The 15,697-nt window shown below is 60.0% G+C and carries 15 protein-coding genes and 1 tRNA gene; 6 read left to right on the top strand and 10 right to left on the bottom strand.

Annotation, left to right across the window (positions count from 1 at the left end; translation table 11 throughout):
• Positions 1-24: 24 nt before the first annotated feature.
• From AB7F49_RS15295 to AB7F49_RS15285, 3 genes are all read right to left on the bottom strand, one after another.
• A complete protein-coding gene (locus AB7F49_RS15295; protein ID WP_428523767.1) occupies positions 25-486 on the bottom strand; it encodes a MarR family winged helix-turn-helix transcriptional regulator in 462 nt (153 codons plus the stop codon).
• Between the two features lie 119 nt (positions 487-605).
• Entirely contained in the window at positions 606-1,817 is a 1,212-nt protein-coding gene (locus AB7F49_RS15290) for an FAD-dependent monooxygenase (protein ID WP_428523765.1), read from the bottom strand.
• 66 nt (positions 1,818-1,883) lie between these two features.
• A complete protein-coding gene (locus tag AB7F49_RS15285; RefSeq protein ID WP_428523763.1) occupies positions 1,884-2,552 on the bottom strand; it encodes a helix-turn-helix domain-containing protein in 669 nt (222 codons plus the stop codon).
• Positions 2,553-2,718: 166 nt separating this feature from the next.
• Here AB7F49_RS15285 and AB7F49_RS15280 point away from each other — a divergent pair, with 166 nt between their 5' ends.
• The 3 genes from AB7F49_RS15280 (at position 2,719) to AB7F49_RS15270 (ending at position 6,687) form a co-directional block, all read left to right on the top strand.
• Positions 2,719-4,779 (top strand): hydantoinase/oxoprolinase family protein, encoded by a 2,061-nt coding sequence (locus AB7F49_RS15280; protein WP_428523761.1) that lies wholly within the window; start codon positions 2,719-2,721, stop codon positions 4,777-4,779.
• Between the two features lie 9 nt (positions 4,780-4,788).
• The gene (locus AB7F49_RS15275) at positions 4,789-6,465 is read left to right on the top strand and encodes a hydantoinase B/oxoprolinase family protein (protein ID WP_428523759.1); all 1,677 of its coding nucleotides are present in this window, start codon (positions 4,789-4,791) and stop codon (positions 6,463-6,465) included.
• Between the two features lie 145 nt (positions 6,466-6,610).
• Positions 6,611-6,687: transfer RNA gene (locus tag AB7F49_RS15270), tRNA-Arg, on the top strand.
• 292 nt (positions 6,688-6,979) lie between these two features.
• Here AB7F49_RS15270 and AB7F49_RS15265 read toward each other — a convergent pair.
• The 7 genes from AB7F49_RS15265 to AB7F49_RS15235 all read right to left on the bottom strand — a co-directional run bounded on the left by AB7F49_RS15265 (position 6,980) and on the right by AB7F49_RS15235 (position 13,218).
• Positions 6,980-9,229 carry a DUF2235 domain-containing protein gene (locus tag AB7F49_RS15265; protein WP_428523757.1) on the bottom strand — a complete coding sequence of 750 codons (2,250 nt, stop codon included), beginning with the start codon at positions 9,227-9,229 and terminating at the stop codon, positions 6,980-6,982.
• 137 nt (positions 9,230-9,366) lie between these two features.
• Positions 9,367-10,092, bottom strand: coding sequence for a CBASS effector endonuclease NucC (gene nucC, locus AB7F49_RS15260; protein WP_428523755.1), 726 nt, complete (start codon positions 10,090-10,092; stop codon positions 9,367-9,369).
• A 34-nt stretch (positions 10,093-10,126) separates the two neighbouring features.
• Entirely contained in the window at positions 10,127-11,023 is an 897-nt protein-coding gene (locus AB7F49_RS15255; protein ID WP_428523753.1) for a CBASS oligonucleotide cyclase, read from the bottom strand.
• Entirely contained in the window at positions 11,023-11,523 is a 501-nt protein-coding gene (locus AB7F49_RS15250; RefSeq protein ID WP_428523751.1) for an HORMA domain containing protein, read from the bottom strand. Before AB7F49_RS15250 ends, AB7F49_RS15255 begins: the two co-directional genes overlap by 1 nt.
• Positions 11,520-11,996 carry a hypothetical protein gene (locus AB7F49_RS15245; RefSeq protein ID WP_428523750.1) on the bottom strand — a complete coding sequence of 159 codons (477 nt, stop codon included), beginning with the start codon at positions 11,994-11,996 and terminating at the stop codon, positions 11,520-11,522. The genes AB7F49_RS15250 and AB7F49_RS15245 overlap by 4 nt, the downstream gene beginning before the upstream one ends.
• Positions 11,993-12,916 carry an AAA family ATPase gene (locus tag AB7F49_RS15240; RefSeq protein WP_428523748.1) on the bottom strand — a complete coding sequence of 308 codons (924 nt, stop codon included), beginning with the start codon at positions 12,914-12,916 and terminating at the stop codon, positions 11,993-11,995. Before AB7F49_RS15240 ends, AB7F49_RS15245 begins: the two co-directional genes overlap by 4 nt.
• 80 nt (positions 12,917-12,996) lie before the next feature.
• Entirely contained in the window at positions 12,997-13,218 is a 222-nt protein-coding gene (locus AB7F49_RS15235) for a DUF2188 domain-containing protein (protein ID WP_428523746.1), read from the bottom strand.
• A 164-nt stretch (positions 13,219-13,382) separates the two neighbouring features.
• Here AB7F49_RS15235 and AB7F49_RS15230 point away from each other — a divergent pair, with 164 nt between their 5' ends.
• Genes AB7F49_RS15230 through AB7F49_RS15220 form a run of 3 tightly spaced genes read left to right on the top strand, consistent with a single transcriptional unit; the run spans position 13,383 to position 15,684 of the window.
• Positions 13,383-13,736: a helix-turn-helix domain-containing protein gene (locus AB7F49_RS15230; RefSeq protein WP_428523744.1), complete on the top strand. Its 354-nt coding sequence runs from the start codon at positions 13,383-13,385 to the stop codon at positions 13,734-13,736.
• Positions 13,733-14,257, top strand: a complete 525-nt coding sequence (locus AB7F49_RS15225; RefSeq protein WP_428523742.1) for an ImmA/IrrE family metallo-endopeptidase — start codon at positions 13,733-13,735, stop codon at positions 14,255-14,257. The genes AB7F49_RS15230 and AB7F49_RS15225 overlap by 4 nt, the downstream gene beginning before the upstream one ends.
• Before the next feature lie 14 nt (positions 14,258-14,271).
• On the top strand, positions 14,272-15,684 hold the full coding sequence (locus AB7F49_RS15220) for an exonuclease domain-containing protein (RefSeq protein ID WP_428523740.1): 1,413 nt from the start codon (positions 14,272-14,274) through the stop codon (positions 15,682-15,684).
• The last annotated feature ends 13 nt before the right edge of the window (positions 15,685-15,697 follow it).

Here is a 15,697-nt window from a genome sequence, read left to right as displayed (position 1 = left end):
CGTGAGGTTTCGCGATGGACGTCGTCAGTCGACCGGCAGGGATTTGAGCCCGCGTTTCTCGACGATCGCTCGCAGGATGCGGAGCAGCGCCGCGCGATCCGTCGGCGCAAGGTGGTCGAAGAATTCGCTGTCGTTGTTGTCGGCCAGAGCTGCCAGCTTGGGCACCATTGCCCGGCCGGTTCGGGTGAGAGCAAGCGTCTGTGCCCTGCCGTCATTCGGGTCGGCTTCGCGCACCAGCATGGACTTGGCGATCAGCCGCTCGGCCAGCTTGGAAACCGCACCGCGCGTCATGCCCATGCGCTCGGCGAGGCGGCTTGGCGCAATGGCGTCCTCGTTCAAAAGCTGGCGCATCAGCACCCATTCGGCCACGGTCACGCCATGCGCTTCGACCTTGCGGGCGAACGCCTGCGAGACATGATTGGACACGTAGCGCAGCCAGTAACCGATATGGTCGGTCAGTTCGGAGGTCGGTGGAGCGGAACGCATCGGAACCTCGTTGATTGACTAGGAAACTACCGCGATAAAGTTTCCTAGTCAATCAGTTTCGCGGCCCGGATGTCTCCGCCTTCGCCGCCATCGCCATGAACCGACGTCGCAACGGCGCGTCAGCAAACCCCTTCTTGGGTTGCAGAAAGGTCGCTTCCCCACAGCCATGCCAGCGCGTCCGCAAGTGCTCCGGGGCCAGCTTGGGACAGCAGCCGGTTGCGCAATTCCCGCTGCACGCCGCGGGCATGATAGAGCTTTCCGAACTCCCGCGATGTGAACTGGATGCGGGCGGTGCGAAGATAACGCGCGTTCCGGTATTGCTCGAATGCCTGCTCGATCGACGACGTCTCGCCGACGATCTCGGCGAGAATGACCGCGTCTTCGAGAGCCATGCATGCGCCCTGAGAGATGTAGATGCTGGTCGGATGGGCGGCGTCGCCCAGCAAGGTAACCCGGCCCTTCGACCAGTCCTTGACCGGCAGGCGGTGGTGCAGCACCCAGGTCCGGCTCACGTCGATATGCTGGAGCAGCGCCTTTACATGCGGGCATGCATCCTTGAACTGCCGGAGAAAGTGCTCTCTGGTGATCGTCGGATAATTCGGTCCGGGCTGGATGTGCGGATCGAAATAGCTCGCGCCGATATTGAATATCTCGTGTCGGCGCAGCGGGTAGTGGAAAAAGTCGAGCCCCGGTCCACCCCACATCGTGACGGTCTTCGAATACAGTTCTTCGGGAATGTCCTCCACCGGCACGACGCCGCGGCACAACACATAGCCATCGGTCGGAGGCAATCCGTCGTCGATGAGTGCGGCGCGTCCGAGCGACCATAATCCGTCGCTGCACACCAGTCCGCAGCCTTCGTAGATTGTGCCGGCCGCGGTCTCGACCACGACTCTGTCGCCGACATCGGTGAAGCGCGTGACCCTTTCCCCAGGAGTCAGTGTTACCAGATCGGATTCGCGACAGGCCGCGACCAGGCATTCGAGAATGTCGGCGCGATGCAGGAGCGCGTAACGATATCCGAAGCGCGAAATGAAGCCGTCGTCGATCGGTGCGCGATACACGATCTCGCCGGTGAGCATGTCGCCGAACTTCAGATCGTCCGGGTAGGCAGCAACCGCGCGAACCGCGTCAAGTACGCCCAGCGCGGCGAATGCCTTGAACGCGTTCGGCGGCATCTGGATGCCGGCTCCGATTTCGCGAAATTCGTGGGCCTGTTCCAGCACCTGAACCGGCCGACCGCGCCTGGAGAGGGCAAGCGCGGTAGCGACACCGCCGATCCCGCCGCCGACAATCAGGACTGGGAGCGTGTTTGCGGAATCAGATGCCATTGTGCCCAGAGCGACCGCAAGCGGGAGTGCGAACTTCGCACACCAAATGAAATATTTCAAGAAATTTCAATTTGAATGAACACTTGGCGATTCTCGGGAGCCATGATCGGATACATTCGCCGACAGAACGATCCAGATCAGGCGGGTCTGGGCGCTGCCCGGATTGGCAAACCGGTGCGACAGGGTGCTGGGGAACCGGAAACTGTCGCCCGGCTCAAGCACATATTGATCACCGTCGAGCTGGATCGTCAGCATGCCGGTCAAGACGAGGCCTGCTTTCTCGCCGTTGTGCCGATAGGCTTCCGGGCCGGATGAAGCGCCCGGCTCCAGGATGATTTCATAGATCTCGATGGCTCCCGGATCTTTCGGGCTCACCACCTCCTGCACGATCCCGACATGCGGCACATTGAGCCTGCGACGCTGGTCGCTGCGCACGATATAGCGGCGCTCTGCCATCGCCTGCGGGCTGTCGGGAAAAAACCACGAAATCGGTACCTCCAGCGTATTGGCCAGCAGGCGCAGCGAGCGCAGCGAGGGCGTGGAAAGCCCGCGTTCAATCTGGCTGACCATTCCGACGGAAAGTCCGGTCTTGAGTGCCAACTCGCGGATCGAAAGCTGGCGCTGCCTGCGACTCTGCCGCAGCCGCAGCCCGAGCCAGCGGTTTTCAGCGGCCTCGTCCGGAACGGGCCTGTCCGATGAAGCGTCAATCCTTGTGCTTGGCGATGTGATGTCCATGATGCCGAAGCCCGCAGGGTCTTAAGTTCGTGTTTCAGATTCGAATAGCAGCAGGGACGCCGCTTGACGAAGGGCGATCTGTAGTGAACACTATCACATATAGTTCACTATGGATATCTGTTTTGCAGTGACGGCCTGGCCGTTCCCGACATGACAGGATTAGCCTATGGATCGCGCCTCCGACCGAGGCTGGGAGATCGGTGTCGATGTCGGCGGGACCTTCACCGACGTCGTGTGCCGCCAGCCGGGTGGAGCCCTTCATATCATGAAGGTGCCGACGACGCGCGCGGACCCGAGCGCGTCGGTGCTTGCCTCGCTGGATGTGCTGCGCCGGGAACGCGCGGTGTCGCCGGAAGCGCTGGGGCGGTTTGCGCACGGCACCACGGTTGCGACCAATGCCGTGCTGGAGCGCAGGGGCGCCCGCATCGGCCTCGTCACCACGCAGGGCTTCCGCGACGTCATTGAGATCGGGCGGCAATCGCGCCGCGAAATGTACGATGTGCTGCTGCGCCCGCAGACACCGGTTTTCCTCGCGCCCGGACGCGTGCGCAAGGAAGTCGCGGAGCGGATGTCCGCGACCGGTCAGGTCGTGACCCCCCTCGACGAGGCGGGGTTGCGGCGCGCGGTCGATGAACTGGTCGCCCACGACGTCGAGGCGATTGCAATCGTATTCCTGTTCTCCTTCGCCAATCCGAGCCATGAGCGGCGTGCCAGGGACCTAATCACGCAATGGCACCCGGGCATGCTGGTTTCCACGTCGCATGAAGTGGATCCGGCCTTCCGTGAATATGAGCGCACCGTTGCAACCGCCTTCGATGCCTATCTCAAGCCGACCGTCGATCGCTATCTCGCACGTCTCGAAGACGGTCTGGCCCGAAGCGGCGCGCCGGTGCCCCTTCAGGTCATGCAATCGCGCGGCGGATTGACCAGCGCCATGGTTGCGCGCGGGCGGCCGGTGCGGCTCTTCCTGTCCGGGCCGGCGGCCGGTGTTGTCGGCGGACGCATTGCGGGATCCGCCTCCGGGGATGACGATCTTATCACCATCGATGTCGGGGGCACCTCCGCCGATATCGCGCTGATCAGCGCACGCAAGCCGCTGATCCGGCCCGAGGGCGATGTCGGCGGATTCGTGGTGCGCACGCCCATGGTGGACGTGAACACGATCGGTTCGGGAGGTGGCAGCATTGCGCGCATCGACGCCGCCGGTGGTCTGAAGGTGGGTCCGCAATCGGCGGGCTCGGAGCCGGGCCCGGCCTGCTACGGACGCGGCGGCACGCAGGCGACCGTCTGCGACGCCTCGGTGGTGCTCGGCTATCTCGATCCTGACTATTTCGCGGGCGGTACGTTCAAACTCGACGCGCGGCTTGCCTTCGAGGTCATCGAAACCACCGTCGCCCGTCCGCTTGGCATGTCGATGCAGGCCGCAGCGCTTGGTATCCATCGCGTGTTGAATGCGCAGATGGCGGAGGGCATCCGCCAGGTATCGGTCCGTCAGGGGATCGACCCGCGCGGCTATTCGCTGGTTCCGCTCGGGGGCGCGGGAGGGCTGCACGCCACGGCATTGGCGAGCGAACTCGGGATGCGCAGGGTCGTGGTGCCGCGTCTGCCGGGCGTGCTTGCCGCAGCGGGATTGCTCGCGGCGCCGGTGGAGCACGAAATATCGGCCGCATTCGCATCGGCCATCGCCACGCTCGATGTCGCGGCACTTCGCGACAGCCTGCGCGAACTCGATGCCCGCGCCCACTCCCTCATGGCGAACGAGCATGTCGCGCGCCGGGATGTCGCAATCACTCATTTCGCCGATATGTGCTACATTGGGCAGTCGTTTACGCTGGAAATTCCGCTCGACGAAGCGCGCCCGGACGTGGCGGAGGCGCTTTATGAAGACTTCCTGATCGCGCATGACCGCGTCTATGGTCATGCGTTCCGCGCTCCGGCCAGGATCACGGCATTGCGCGCGGTGCATCAGGCGGGCGGCAGCAACATGATCGAGGAGATGCGCTTTGCAGCCTCGGGAGCAACCGTCGATCTGCCGTCCCGGCGCATCCATGTCGCCGGCATTTCGGAGGCGGTCGAAGCGCGCGTGCTTGCCCGCGATGCGATGGCAATCGGCTTCGCATTTTCCGGGCCTGCACTGGTGCAGCAATCCGACACCACGACCTTGATCGAGCCGGGCTGGTCGGGGCGGGTCGACCATGCCTGCAATCTCGTCCTCGAACGACAGTGAAAATCGGCGATGTCTGAATCCAGGGTGACACCGGCGATCGACCCCATCACGCTCGAGGTCGTGCGCAACAAGCTCGAGGGCATCGCCGAGGAGATGCAGCAGACTTTGCTGCGGTCCTCCTTTTCGCCGATCGTCAAGGAGGGGCTCGATGCCTCAGCGAGCCTGTTCACGCTGACCGGGGAAACGCTGGCGCAGGCCTGCGCCATCCCGGTTCATCTGGGCACCCTCATTCCCGTCGTGGCGACCGTGCTGAAGGCCTTCCCACCCGACCGCATGCAGCCGGGCGACGCCTTTATCATGAACGATCCGTATCTCGGCGGCACGCATCTTCCCGACATTGCGGTCATCCGCCCGATCTTTTCGGGGGCGCGGCCGATCGCGCTGTCCGCCACCATGACGCATCACCAGGATGTCGGCGGCTTGTCGCCGGGTTCGGTGCCGACCAATGCGACCGAGATTTTCCAGGAGGGTCTGCGCATTCCGCCGCTGCTGCTGTGCTCCGACGGACAGATGAACGAGACCCTGATCGCGATGATCCGGCAGAATGTCCGGATCCCGGATACGGTGATCGGGGACCTGAATGCGCAGATTGCGGCCTGCAATGTCGGCGTGCGTCGTCTGTCGGAACTGGCCGCATTGCTCGGCCACAACGCGCTGCCGGTGGTCTTTGAAACGCTGCTGGCGCGCTCGGAGACGATGACACGGGAAGCGTTGCGCAAGCTGCCCGAGGGCACCTATCGTTACGTCGATTTCAACGACAATGACGGAATCGATCTCGACCGGCGCATCCGGTTCGAGGTCGCCGTCACGATCCGTGATGGCCAGTTCGATTGCGACTTCACCGGCAGTTCGGATCAGGTGCGAGGTCCGTTCAATTGTGTGCCGTCGGGCTCGCTCGCGGCCGCCTGCTTCGCGATCCGCGCCATCACCGATCCGGCGATCCCGAGCAATGCCGGCTGCTTCCGCCCGATCACGCTCAACCTGCCGAAGGGCTCGATCGTCAATCCGGTCGAACCTGCGGCGGTGAATGCGCGGACCGCCACCATCAAGCGGATCACCGGAACGATCCTGGGCGCGCTGCGGCCGGTCATTCCGGATCGCATTCCCGCCGATGCAAGCGGTGAGATGCTTGCCATCATGTTCGGCGGCAAGCGCGCCGACGGCACGACATTTGTGACCGGCGAGATGATCGCCGGCGGGAGCGGCGCGGGTATCCGGACCGACGGCGTCGATGTGATTGAAACCGACGTCACCAATTGCATGAATCTGTCCGCCGAGGCGATGGAGATGGAGGCCCCGATCCGCGTTCACCGGATCGCGCTCAAGCCGGATTCCGGCGGTGCCGGCCGGCAGCGCGGCGGGCTCGGAATCATGAAGGAATATGAAATCCTGCAAGGCGAGGTGCGTTTCACGCATCGCGGAGAGCGGCATTATTGCGCGGCCGGCGGTTCCGACGGCGGCGGGCCGGGCGGCATGGCCGAGTCGGAGATTCGCGCGGCGTCAGGTGAAATCACGATCATCCCCTCGAAGCTCGTGACGACGCTGCAGACCGGCGACCGCGTCGTGATTTCCACCGCGGGCGGTGGCGGCAACGGCAATCCGGCCGAACGCGACCGGCAATTGCTGGGCGACGATGTAAGCGATGGAAAGGTGTCGGCAGCGGCCGCGACGGAACTTTACTCGTGATCGACGGGGCTGGAGCCGGCGCTTTCCAGTGCGATGCGACGGACCCGTCGGGATGCTGTCGCGACGCGTTGAGGTCGTCGCGACGAACATTGACTTTCGCGATGGAATCCAAGACTGAAAGCCCGTCGGGCCCGTTCCCGCCCTGGCGCCGGTAGCTCAGCTGGATAGAGCACCAGACTTCGAATCTGGGGGTCAGGGGTTCGAATCCCTTCCGGCGCGCCATCTAAGCTTATGAGTAATCTTCACTTTTTAGATTGATCTCCAAAGACTCCGCAGACTAGAAATCGAATTAGTCTGCGATTTAGTCTGCGGAATTTTCCAAAAAAATTTTCGCCGGGTCTCAACATTCTGAATTGGTGAGCCGAGGAGTTCGCACGCCAACCCCGCGCCGCGCCGCGAATACGCTGGACGATCTCGCGGGCCAAATCGCAATAGCGGGAGAACCCTGCTGGAAGCTCCAGCGCCGACTCACCGCAGCAAGAATTGTAGCCGTCATAGCAACGGCGAAGCAGGGCTATCGACCTCTGAGCCGTTGTACGGTCACCTTGGCCGTCCCTCGATTGTCCTCGTAGAAGTATTTTGCCCAAGACGGCAGGCCAATGGTTGCGTCGTTGACATATAGGAAGAGCTCGCCGCTCTTGCGCGCGGTAAATGCAGACAGCAGTTCTTTGGTTTTAGTTTGTGCAGGGTCGTCGGCGGGCGGATCGAGAAAATATTCGTCATTGCCATAGGCGCCGATGCGTGCAATCGGCCGGAACCATTCGCGTAGGAACACGCGGCGCAGAGGAAGGAGAGCGAAGCTCTTGAGGCGCTCAACCCAGTCGGGCAGTTCCGAAATTTCGTAACCATCGATTGGCGATGTGAACGTACCGTCCCCCCAATCGTCGCTTCTTACCATATTAATCGCGTACCGAGCGCCCCGTTCAAGTCCGATGGCCGTAGCCAAACACATTGAGTTGCTCGGGAAGGTGAGCTCGACCTTCTCATCAGGCGCAAGGCCTTTGGTTTCCAGATGTGCCTTGCAAATGAAGGCTGAGGCATCCCAGAAGTTAAAGGCAATGTGGCTTAGAAGCGCCGCCCCGAAATACAGCAGGAACGCCGCCCATGCGACTGGCAGCAGATAGCGCTTCACGGATACGAGGATGAAACGCCGGAGCCACGTGCGGTAATAGTACAAAAAGTAATTTGATAATCGTTGGGCCAAGCCCGGCCGCGGCACGTTTGCACGCCATACGCAGTGCATGCGGCCGGTAATGGCGGCGCCGAGCGTGGAGCCCAGATACATCAGGAGTGCGAGCGCCAGCGCGCTGAGCAAGAACCAGCCCGGAAAGGCCGCAAACGAATTGATCCACCACCCGAAGATCCCGGGCAGAAATGTACCTGCGAGACGCAGCAGCTCAGATACTGGACGAAAAGCGCTGCTGAGCTCGTCGACCTTGTTCGCGCCGTACAGGAGCGGAAACAGAACCAGGTGGAAAGAAGCCGCCAGGGTGGCAAAGTAGACCATCCGGCGATACCAGACCAAATTCCAGACCGGCTCCTGCTGTACCTTTCGTGTTGCCGCGACCGCGGCCGGCTCCTGGGTCGAACCGTCCACGATTGAGCCGTCATCTTGAACGATCGCGTACTTCTCTGGAATCCCGATGGGCGCGTAGGGATTGGCGCCATTGCGCATGCGCTCGAGAGCGCTGACGTGAATTTTGGGCAAGGCAATGTGGACGGAGTTTCCGCTCGTGAGCGAAAACTTCATATTGCTGAGTGATTGTATTTTGCGGGGCCCGTAACGATAGTAACCGCCCATGCCGCTTCGCGAGTCATACAGGCGGCCGTCGCGGTCCTGGCCGGCTTCTATATCCGCGACCGCATCCGGTGATTGCTTGAATTGCAGTCCGCAGCGTTGCGCCTGCTTGATCATCCAGAAAAGCGGCACGTGCGCTAAGGAGTCATCGGGATAGCCGCCACCCACATTGGCATGGGCGCCTGAAAACCAGACTTGCGATATTCTCTCATCGGCGATGTTCGCTGCACGGCCGGCTTCTCCTTCCTCCGTCCACAGGACCGGATGGAACGTGGTGCGCTCGTCATCCAGAGCGACTGCGTGACAGGCGCGTTTGACCTTTGAAGACAGGCGGCGGTCAGGAAGTTCAAGCGGCCAAATGAAAAGACTGACGCCGCGCGTCATCTCGTCCATCGGGAGGCCATAGGCGGCCACCGTGTCCCAAACGCCAAGAAAGCAGATTTCCGGGATTTGGATATTCTGGGATTTATCGTACGCGGTCTTGCCAAGGACGCGGCGCCAACAGAACTGGATCAGTTCAACTGGCCATCGGATGAGGTTGCCAAAGCGATACCACGAATGAAATTTTGCGCGCTGATAGGCGGCGAAGGCTTTGTTGGCCGTCGCATCCAGGTGCGCTTCCGACTCCGGCCGCACCAGACCCTGATCTGCGATGAGGCCCGTCAGGACCCGGACAGTGAACGCGCCGCGACTGAATCCGAAAAGATAAAGCTCGGCGCCGGGTTCGTAGTTGCGGCAGGCGAACTTGTACAAGCGGATGACATTGCGCTTGAGACCATAGCCAAATGCCCCGCCGAGCATGGCGAGCGGCTTGAAGCTCGATGTTCCGACACCATCGTCGTAACAGGCGACCTGCTCAGGCGTTGTCAAATCGAGCGCGGTGAAGGTGCGCCAGACATTGGTGCGCCAGATGCTGGCGGCCGCGTTTCCGGTGCCATCCGACAAGAGAATGATACGTTTTGGCATCGATCAACCCATAGGGCAGCGACTTTTAGCCTGATTCGGGCCCCCAACCACAGGCAGCAAATTTTCGGGTGACTACCAGTGTTTGTGGTGCGATTTTCCAGAGGTCCGGCTCGGTGAGACGCGCAAGCGCGGGTAGCTTATTTTGTCAGCCACTGACCATAAGCCTCCACATCTATCATCGGCACAGTTCCGCTGAATTGAAGCTGAGAAATTAGTTTGAACAGGAATGCCGTCGCCGGTTTGGTTTCACCAACAAAGCTGTAGCTTGCGGTCGTTTGATCGAAGTAGAAGTGGCCATGAGAAGCGATGCAGCCAATGTCGATTCTTCCGTCGTCAATGTTGGCGGTCAACGCTTTCTCAAGAGAGGAACCCAGCGCGGGACTCCATTCACTCTCGAAAGTCAGGAGTCCGCCTAAGATCGGGATCAGCGGTTTTGCTGGATAGACGCCTTTCGCGTATGGAATAGGAAGACTTGTTCGGTGCAGGTGACGAACACTTGCAACCTTATCCTGCGCGTAGCCAACCAGGCTTGCATCCACCGTCTGCTTCGCCTCAAAAACAGCATAAACACTCTCAGCCGGAATGATCGTCTCGTTCTCATATGTGAAGATGAAAGGAGAATACTGGCGGTCGAAGACCACCACATCGATCTGCTGGCTGAAATTCCCGAGGCTGTCCACCACATGCGCCTTAGCCGCCTGATAGCGCTTCGGCAGATACGTCTCCAACATGCTAATCCAGACATTCTCGCTCGCATCGCCCTTGGTCCCTGGGTGGTTGAACGATTTCCGGACCGTTGCGAGACGCTGTTGGATATCCTCGTGCAACGAGGAAAGAAGCTGGGAGAGGGACCATTCTGACACTGCGACACCTCGCTATGGCTTTGGCGGCTAACCGTCAGGAGAGGGGAAATTTCGGGCCGAACAATTCACGCCAAGCTCGCAGAGCATCACCATTGCGGCCTCGGCGTACATGATCGATCGCGAGCGTAGCTTCACGTTCTGCCGCACGCAGAAGCTCGCGTGCCCGCGTCTTCCGTGCGGTATCCATGCCATCGCTGATCGCAGGACCAAGACCAGCGGGATCCGGCCACTGATCAAAGATGCGATCAGCCAAGGTTGCAAAGAAACCCTGCATTTCACGGTCGAAGCTTCCGCCCCAGCCCCCGTGCAGGCATTGCAATGCCATCACCTCGATGAGGAACGAAGGTTTGATCGGCTTCTCACCGTGCTTTGGGTTGTTGTTCCAGTACTTCACCATGCGCACCAGACCCTTCCACTCGTTCGAGTAGGCTTGGTGGGCCGCCGTCGCCTTTTCAGCGTGGATCTTCGGATTGGTCTTGATCCACTTCCCTAAGTCTTCGTCAGGAATCTCGAAGTCGTCATTCTTATCGAAAGCCGGAACCACATCCACGCTGATGACGCGATAGTCCGTGTTGTCGTCGGCATCCGCCTTCACGCCAAAGTCTACGTTGATGGAACGGTTCTGCTTCTTGGCCTTATCGCCATACTTGTCGACCAGGGCGTTGCGAAAATCCGTCAGGACGACCGAGGGCGATTTCGAGCGATAGTGATCCTCGGATGATTTCAGAATGAAAAAGATGTCGACATCTTTCAACGGTTTCGTCTTGGTCCAGCGTGCATACGATCCAGTCAGGAAACTTCGATCGATCTTGAACTTGGTGTCCAGATAGTCGCGAACCTCCGTCTGCCGCGCCGATGCGTTCGCCTGTTCCTTGTCGTTCAACTCCAAACGGCTCTTGAACTTCCGGAATGCCTCGTCGATCGTGAGCATCAGGCTCTCCTTAAATACGATGTTCTGGCGCCGAGGCCGCTATGCTCAACGGTCGTTCCAAGGCTTTGCCGCACCATCCCATCTGTCGAGCGTCCGGTCGTTGTGCTCCAGCCAACGACGTCAGGGCGGCCAGGTTTGGTGTGTACGAGCAACCGATAGCGGGCTTCGCTTGGCGCTAGCCCCGCTTTCTTGATCGCGTATCTGAGTTGGTCGGTATCGGTCCAGAAACTGCCGTCCCCGCCGGACCAGCCGTATGAAATGTCGATATCCCAGCGGAAAATCAGCGCGTCTGTTTTCGGGTTGTAGATCTCCAGCTTTACCGTCTCGAGATCGCCTGTGTTCAACCACGTCTGGACACCGCGCATGTTAGTTTCCCAGTCACCGACGAATTCCGATGGGTCGAGACCACTAAGCCGGATGATGTCCTTCAAGCTCTTGAGGATGTTATCCGCCACATAGGTGACAGAGTGGGTGTAGGTGTTGACGGCGACGCTGGTCATGATCCGAGAAACCCTTTCGGGTCGAACACGAGCGCTTGCGATTTCGTCGTCGTGGCATCGTCCGTGCCCGAGACCGCTTCATCGAGATCGCGTGCCGTGATGCGGGTGCTGTGTTTCTTCAGGGCGGCCTGGACCCAGGCCAAATCATCGGTCAAACAGGGGAGCGAAACGCGCCAGTCTCCCTTGAGCGGGTCGAAGCCAAGAGCCTCCTCGTTGGCATCCGAACCTTCGACCGCGTCATCGTCATAGAGACAATAGATCCGCGTGCGAGGACCGTCGCAGGTCACCGTGATCGCGGCGTCCTTCGGTGCCTGATCCGCGATCACGCTGGCGGCGATTCCGGCGACGGCGAGAAGCTCAGTACGCGCATCGCCGCTCCTGCCTTGAGTCAGCAGATCGACGATGGCGGCCCACGTTCGGGCGACGTCTCGTTCGGGCGTACTCTTGAAGGTGCGACTGGCGACAGTACTCACGACGTTTTGTCTCCCGACATACGCCCCGCCTTGGCGGCCCGCGCGGCGGCAAGCAAGTCTTCGGCCGTCACCCGTTCCGGATTCATGGCGGTCTGCGGTGTGCTGGCCAAAGCGTTGGCCACCATCTTGCGAATGGCGCGCCCGTCCAGGCCGATGCATTCGGCTGCGCAGCGATCAAAACCCGCCGTCGTCTGCAACCTTGCGATGGCCGGATAAGTCTTGCCGAGACCAGTCAGGCAATCCTTCAAGATACGTGCGCACGCCTCGCGATCGGGCAAGGGAACCTGAACAACAAGGTCGCAGCGCGAGGTAAAAGCCGCATCGACGGCCTGCGGGAAATTGCTAGTGGCAAGAAACAGAAGGTTCGGATGCTGCTCGGCGAGAGCATCAAGCTGGACTAAAACGGCGTCGGTCGCGCGGTGGATATCGATCGGATTGGCCTCAAGGCTCATCTTCGATCGGTCAGCCGCCAACGTCTCGACCTCATCAAGCAGAACGATGGTCGGACCGCGGGCAGCCGACTCGGCGATCGACTGCGAAAACAATTCCGAGACGGCCCGTTGCGTCTTGCCCATCGCCGAGCTGGTGAGAGTATGTGGCTCGACCTCGAGGAGACGAAACCCGGCGCCCTGGAAGGATTCAGCGGTTCGATGCGCCAATCCACGGGCTAGCGAAGTCTTGCCGGTGCCGGGTGGCCCAACAAGCAGGATGACGCCATGCAGGGGGATGACGCTGCGATCGACTCTCCCGCGCATCGTGAAGTTCAGCATCGCTTGGGAAAGGAGCTGTGCCTTCAATCGCTCTTCGAGGATAATTGAGTTCCAGAGAGCGCCGAGTTTGGGATCTGGAAGCCGGCGTGACCGCTGGATCCCCTTTGGTTGGTTGAAATCGTCGCTCTGCACCGCCGCCAGCTTTTGCATCGTCGAGTCCTTATGTCGCCTGCACGCGTGTTGAACGCGCCTAAGAAAAAGGCCGCGCCCACCAGGCGCGGCCCTCAAGATCAGCCTTTCGGAGGAAAGGGGTCATTGCCGTAGGAGTTCGCGTCGCGAATCCGGCCATCCGGTCGGTGGATCACCACCTCGCCGCGCTCGCGAACAGCCGTGCCGCGCGCCGCTTCAGTGGCTTGGGCCTGGGTGCTGTGGGTTGATCCGACCCGCGATGCCCCCTCACGACGCGCCGCCCAGCCGGAATCATGGGGAACGACATGGATGCGTTTGGACATGCTCAGCTTCCTTCTTGCTCGCCGCCGCCCGAGTCTTTGAGCCATCGGTTGGCTATGGATTCCAGAATGCCGATATGTTGTCAATGAGCACATTGTAATGATTGTATTAAACACATAATGTTTGCGATATTGACATTATGAATTGCGAAGGACAAACATGGGTCATGTCGGATGAAGCTATTTACCGAGCATTCGGACGCGCCGTTGCCACTCGGCGAAAAACCCTTGAGCTTACCCAAGCCCAGCTCGCGGGCCGGGTCGGCATATCGCGGGCCTCGATAGCGAACATCGAGAGCGGTCGACAGAACGTGCTGCTACATCACGTCTATCGCTTGGCAACGGCGCTGGAATTTTCAAAGGCCGCAGAGCTTCTGCCGGCGCCCCCGAAACGATCAAACGAGGAGGGCTTTGATATGATTCTGTCCGACGAGACCGTGACGCCGCGGGGGAAGGCGCAGATAAACGATCTGATTGCTAACGCGCTTGCGCAGCGTGGCTCTACGAAGACCGGCTCATGAGGACCGCAAACCCCGAGCGAGCACGAGAGGCGGCTCGCATTATCGTTCGGAATTTCGGCGTGAAGGGAGCGCCGGTACCGGTGGAGCGAATCATCAAGTCACGAAACATCGTGTTGCAGTACGCGCCGCTCGAAGAAGACCTCTCGGGAATGGCTTACATAAAGGACGGGATTGGCATCATTGGCGTGAACGCTCTTCATCATCCGAATCGCCAGCGTTTCTCGGCGGCCCATGAACTCGCTCACCATGAACTGCACGCTGACGAGATTCGAAAGGCTGTCCACATTGACAAGAGCTTCCACGTTTTGTTTCGCGACGACATTTCATCCCAAGGCCTCGATCCACTTGAGATCGAAGCCAATGCGTTTGCGTCGGAATTGTTGATGCCGCACGATCTCTTAGTTGGCGTATTGGATGCCGAAGGACTCGACATTGAGGATGATGATCGAATCGCAGCGTTGGCTCGTCGATTTCGTGTCAGTGCTGCAGCGATGCGCTTTCGGTTGGCGGGGCGCTTTTAGCAGCAGGATGAGCTGTGAGCTTCGTCTTTTTTGACACTGAAACGACGGGCTTGAAACACGGTTTTGATCAAATCGTGCATTTCGCAGCGATTCGCACCGATGCGGATCTCATTGAGATTGATCGGTTCGAAGCGCGCACACGGCTTCTGCCGCATGTGGTCCCCCACCCGATAGCTCTACGTACAAACGGCCTGCCCATCGAGCGTCTGTTAGATTCCGGCCTACCATCGCACTACGACATGGTGCGAGCACTCCAGCACAAACTACGTGCGTGGTCGCCAGCGATTTTTGCCGGATACAACTCGATCCGTTTTGACGAAGAGATGCTGCGACACGCGCTGTTTCAAACGCTTCATCCCCCGTATCTCACGAGCAATCACAACAACTGCCGAGCAGATGTGTGGGGATTGGTGATGGCCGCTGCTGCCGTGTCGCCGGCATGTCTCAACGTGCCGACCAGCCCCGAAGGCCGCCCAATCTTTCGTCTCGATCAACTGGCTTTCGCTAACGGCGTCGCCTCTGGACCGGCGCACGACGCCCTGTCAGACGTCATTGCCACGGTCGAACTATGCCGACTTGTACATGAACGCTCGCCCGACCTTTGGCAGAGATTTGTACGCTTTTCAAAGAAGGCAACTGTTGCTGATTTTGTTGAAACTGAAGACGGCTTCATCCTCACCGAATTTTTCGCCAATCAGGCATACCACAGCCCGGTGGTTTTCATTGGCCGCGATCCAAATCAGACTAACGGCCGGTTGTGCTTGAGCTTGGGTCACGACGTTGGCCGCTTTGCAGCGATGACCGACGATGAGCTGGCGACCGAACTCACCCAAAAGCCCTGTCCTGTCCGTCGCCTCCGAATAAACGCAGCCCCGACATTGACGGCGTTCCATGATGCTCCGGAACTGATGCTCGATGGTCAGGAAATAGAAGCGCTCGAAGCTATTGCTCGCCAAGTAAAAGAGAACCCGACACTTTGTTCGCGGCTTGTCTCTGCCTACGTCGCAACACGACAGCCTTGGGTGCCGTCAGCTCATGCGGAGGGACGCATCCATGATAAATTCATTGACCAACAAGATGAAGCGCGCATGGCCGCGTTTCATAATGCGAGCTGGCAGGATCGTTTGTCGATCGTCCAAGCGTTCGATGATGATCGCCTTCGGCTATTTGGCCTTCGGCTGATATACTTCGAGGCGCGCTCTGTTCTGACTGAAAGTCTTCGCCTTGATATTGAACGTGGCTTGACTGACCGCTTGATGGACGATGCAGCCGGCGGCGTGACCCTCGATCAAGCCCTGTCAACGACTGACGAGTTATTGAGTGATGGCACTCCAGATACGAAAGGTCTGTTGGCAGAATACAGGACTTATCTTGTCGCACGGAAATCCAGGGTTGCCGACTTTCGTGCGAAGCAGTTCGCAGTGTAACTACGAGCCAGCC

This window comes from Pseudorhodoplanes sp. (genome assembly GCF_050250235.1).
In the GTDB taxonomy this organism is placed as follows: Bacteria; Pseudomonadota; Alphaproteobacteria; order Rhizobiales; family Xanthobacteraceae; genus Pseudorhodoplanes.
This window is presented reverse-complemented; position numbering and strand designations above follow the sequence as displayed.

Excerpts from the sequence above, each read along its gene's own strand:
- AB7F49_RS15275 (WP_428523759.1), top strand. The coding sequence starts at position 4,789 with ATGTCTGAATCCAGGGTGACACCGGCGATCGACCCCATCACGCTCGAG.
- AB7F49_RS15255 (WP_428523753.1), bottom strand. The coding sequence starts at position 11,023 with ATGCTCACGATCGACGAGGCATTCCGGAAGTTCAAGAGCCGTTTGGAG.
- AB7F49_RS15285 (WP_428523763.1), bottom strand. The coding sequence starts at position 2,552 with ATGGACATCACATCGCCAAGCACAAGGATTGACGCTTCATCGGACAGG.
- AB7F49_RS15295 (WP_428523767.1), bottom strand. The coding sequence starts at position 486 with ATGCGTTCCGCTCCACCGACCTCCGAACTGACCGACCATATCGGTTAC.
- AB7F49_RS15230 (WP_428523744.1), top strand. The coding sequence starts at position 13,383 with ATGTCGGATGAAGCTATTTACCGAGCATTCGGACGCGCCGTTGCCACT.
- AB7F49_RS15240 (WP_428523748.1), bottom strand. The coding sequence starts at position 12,916 with ATGCAAAAGCTGGCGGCGGTGCAGAGCGACGATTTCAACCAACCAAAG.
- AB7F49_RS15225 (WP_428523742.1), top strand. The coding sequence starts at position 13,733 with ATGAGGACCGCAAACCCCGAGCGAGCACGAGAGGCGGCTCGCATTATC.
- AB7F49_RS15250 (WP_428523751.1), bottom strand. The coding sequence starts at position 11,523 with ATGACCAGCGTCGCCGTCAACACCTACACCCACTCTGTCACCTATGTG.
- AB7F49_RS15235 (WP_428523746.1), bottom strand. The coding sequence starts at position 13,218 with ATGTCCAAACGCATCCATGTCGTTCCCCATGATTCCGGCTGGGCGGCG.
- AB7F49_RS15265 (WP_428523757.1), bottom strand. The coding sequence starts at position 9,229 with ATGCCAAAACGTATCATTCTCTTGTCGGATGGCACCGGAAACGCGGCC.
- AB7F49_RS15280 (WP_428523761.1), top strand. The coding sequence starts at position 2,719 with ATGGATCGCGCCTCCGACCGAGGCTGGGAGATCGGTGTCGATGTCGGC.
- AB7F49_RS15290 (WP_428523765.1), bottom strand. The coding sequence starts at position 1,817 with ATGGCATCTGATTCCGCAAACACGCTCCCAGTCCTGATTGTCGGCGGC.